Origin of the sequence: Pseudoxanthomonas mexicana (assembly GCF_001556105.1) — a bacterium.
GTDB lineage: Bacteria > Pseudomonadota > Gammaproteobacteria > Xanthomonadales > Xanthomonadaceae > Pseudoxanthomonas_A > Pseudoxanthomonas_A mexicana_A.
In genome coordinates this window covers 1-3,512 of the sequence record NZ_LSIF01000069.1, presented here as the reverse complement: position 1 = coordinate 3,512, position 3,512 = coordinate 1, and the positions used below count along the sequence as shown (strand labels likewise).

Genomic DNA, 3,512 nt, shown 5'->3' with positions numbered 1-3,512 from the left:
AAAGGCGCTACGCGCAGAGCGGCGACTGAGTGTCTACAGAACTCTGGCCGGTCCAGAGCGTGAAAATAGCCGGCGCCGAAGGTCTGCGCCGCAGCACCTACGACAACCTGATGGTGGATACCGTCAACCACGAAATCAAACTGGCCCGCATGGGCCTGGGTTTCAACAGCGCCAGTCAATTGGTGTTCGGCGTGGAGCGCATCGCGGTCATCTGGATCGGCGCATTGCTGGCTTTGGAAAACGTGTTCTCGGTCGGCATGTTGATCGCCTACCTGGCCTACAAGGACCAGTTTGCCCAGCGCATGTCGGCGCTGATCGACAAGGCAATCGAGTTCCGCATGCTGCGTCTGCATGGCGAACGCTTGGCCGACATCGTGCTCACCGAGCCGGAGGATGCCGAGATCAAGCCGGAGGTCGAAGCACCGGCCGATACCCGTATCGAAGTGGAGAATCTTGCGTTCCGCTACGCTGATGGCGAGCCTTGGGTACTGAAGGGCCTGAGCCTCAGCATCGCGCCGGGTGAATGTGTGGCGATCGTCGGCGCATCCGGCTGCGGCAAGACAACGTTGGTGAAACTGCTGCTGGGCCTGCTGAAGGCGAGCGAGGGCAGCATTCGCATCGGCGGGCAGGACATCCAGAAGGCCGGACCGCGCAACATGCGGAAAATAGTCGGAGCGGTGATGCAGGATGACCAGCTATTCGGTGGCAGCATCGCCGACAACATTAGCTTCTTCAATCAGGCGGTGGATCAAGAACGGGTGGAACGTGCCGCGCGGCTGGCCGCCATCCACGATGAAATCGCGGCGATGCCAATGGGCTACCACAGCTTGATCGGCGACATGGGCAGCAGTCTGTCCGGCGGGCAGAAGCAGCGAGTGATTCTGGCGCGTGCGCTGTACCGCGAACCCAAGCTCTTGTTCCTGGACGAGGCAACCAGCCACCTGGATGTGACCAACGAGCAACTGGTGAACGAGGCGGTCAAGCAACTCAAAGTCACCAAGGTCATCGTGGCCCACAGACCCGAAACGATTGCCAGTGCTGATCGGGTGCTGGTCGTGCACGGTGGAAAGATTGCTCAGGAGCTGAGGCCAGCGCTAGCTAGCGAGCCAGCACCAGCAAGCTGACCGAAGCTATGCCAGCATACGAGGTCAGATCAAGCTGAACACGCATCCAAGGCATTCCAGAAGTCCGATGTCGTTGGTCGCATGAGGCTTTCACCGTACTAGGACCGGATCGTTGACGTGATGCAAGAACTCGTGCACCTCACCGTTTTGCTGCGCCCGCATCGTGATGCGCTGACTGACCGATACTCCGAACAAAGGCGGCTGGCGGCATTGTTGATCAAGCAACCTATCTGTCTTCGATTGCCATTGCGCCGCAGTCCGCCCCTGATTGACAGATCGGGAGCTGTCCTTAACAAGCAACTGACCTTCAGAATGCCTTGCTGATCAACACACTGGTCGTGATCAAGTCAGACTGGCCCAGCTGATCATAGTGATTGGTGTACGCATCCGGCTTAACTCAAGCGTTAGGGGGCACATGAAAGTTCTTGCGACGGCCGTAGTTCTTTTGTCATTCACCGGCTGCGCTCACTGGCTTGGTCCAGCCCATGGATTCTTCTATGCAACTGGATCGGCGCCGACTAATGATTCTTGCCTGCTGTCTGTAGTGTCCGTTAGCTCCAGTGATGCTCCGAAGGAATGGGCTGTTTCCGGCAACTTCAGGCAGAACATTCCGATTAGCCCATCACGCAAAGGACATCACATCGTTCTGCGTTGCGGAGACGTGATAGTTGCGGAGCGTACGTTCAAGTACGGTCGCGACGTAGGTATTGGCAGGGAGCTTGCGGTCAATGGCAGTACCCCCTAACAATTTATTCAAGCCGACGCCGCTTCGCGGCTCGGCTTAATTCGGGCGTTAGGGCCCATATCAGGCCGCTCGGGGGATTGATGCAAAAGCCGATCGTCGTTATCGCCGCCACCATCCTGTTAGCTGGATGCAACGTTCAGAACGTTGATGTAGCTTTGCCGGTTGCAGCGGGCGAAAAGTTTTACGGCGCACTGAAGTCCGGTGATGGTAAGACGGCGTTAGCCCAGTTCTCCCCGGAGTTCAAGAGCCAAGTCGACAACTGGCCCCGGATTCTAGGCGAACTTCAGCAAAAGTACGGCCTCGTAAATTCCGCCGAGTTACAAAGCTCTAGCCTTGCCGCAAATGATGATGGTCCTTGCTACTCGCTCAACTACGCCGTAAAGCGCGGCGCTTTTGCATCAAGTGAGATTCTTTTCTTGTGCTCAAGGGGTGGCAGCTCACCTTGGCTTATTCATGGACATGTACTAACCCGCCTAGACACACAGCAAACTGTCACCGGCGGCATGCTTCCTAAAGATGTCAGCGTCGGTGCGCCGTAGGATGGTCACTAACAATTCATTCAAGCCGAACCCGCTTCGCGGGTCGGCTTAACTCAGGCGTTAGCGCCCACAAACAGAAGGAAACTTTTATGCGATTGGATGCACTTACGACTACTCTTTTCCTCTCACTTGCGCCATTAGTAGTGCATGCGCAACAGGCGCCTGATCCGCTTTTTGGCAGCGACCCTTATGCAAAGGCTGTTCTTGACTGTCATTCTGGCTACGCCACCCGCTATGCAACGGCCATGACTGGGACTAGGGCAACGCCGACTGAGATTGCTACTGCTGCATACGCTCATTGCATTAAGGAGATGAGTCGTTTCTCTGCCGAGACTGCCAGGTCCGCAGCCAAAAGGGATTCAACCGGGCGACTGGATGTTGAACGATATGTTGCAGATCAAAATTCAATAATGAGGGATTACGCGTTTTCCTACACGCTTGACACTTACCTCAAGAAAACGACTAATTTCTAGTCTTGTCGCTAACAATTCATTCAAGCCGATGCCGCTTCGCGGGTCGGCTTGATTCAGGCGTTAGGTCGCTCATGAGCATTGATGCGTTTGACAACATCTTGCTGGAGGACACATTCGTTCTCTCGTGGCACTACGCTTCAGACTCGCTCACGTTCAGCGCCCTCGCGAACCTCTTGCGAAGCCACCCTGCTGCAACGCCAGCTGCACGTGGTGATTGGGCTTGCTATCGCGCCGGTCTCATCCGGTTTTTTTGGTGCTTCTTCTGTTATCGGTCTGCTCCCACAAGACGCTGCTCTAACCACTCAGGACGCTGACGGCAGCCTGCATTACGGCCGCATTGACGAGCTTTCGCTTGTGCGACCAGGCGAGTACCGTATTGCTGGATAGTTTGGGGTGGTACGGTTGCCGCAAGGGAGGTTTCACTTGTACTCGGCGTCGCGGCCTAACAATTCATTCAAGCCGACGCTTCGCGGCGCGGCTCGATTTAGGCGTTCTGCCGGAACAAACAATTTTCATGAGCTTCTTGGGGGAGGGGAGAGAATGAGGCGTCTCATTGCAATCTTGTGCTTGATGCTAGGGTAATCCCCCCGCTTTTAGCGGACACCAGAAGTGGAGCTATGCGGCCATTGCC

Annotated in this window: 1 protein-coding gene and 1 pseudogene; both read left to right on the top strand. The window is 56.0% G+C overall.

The features are described 5' to 3' along the window. Nucleotides 1-50: 50 nt before the first annotated feature. A pseudogene (locus tag AX730_RS12765) lies at nt 51-1,124 on the top strand (peptidase domain-containing ABC transporter); the annotation flags it as partial. Between the two features lie 825 nt (nt 1,125-1,949). After that, a complete protein-coding gene (locus AX730_RS18910; protein WP_157074234.1) occupies nt 1,950-2,408 on the top strand; it encodes a hypothetical protein in 459 nt (152 codons plus the stop codon). The last annotated feature ends 1,104 nt before the right edge of the window (nt 2,409-3,512 follow it).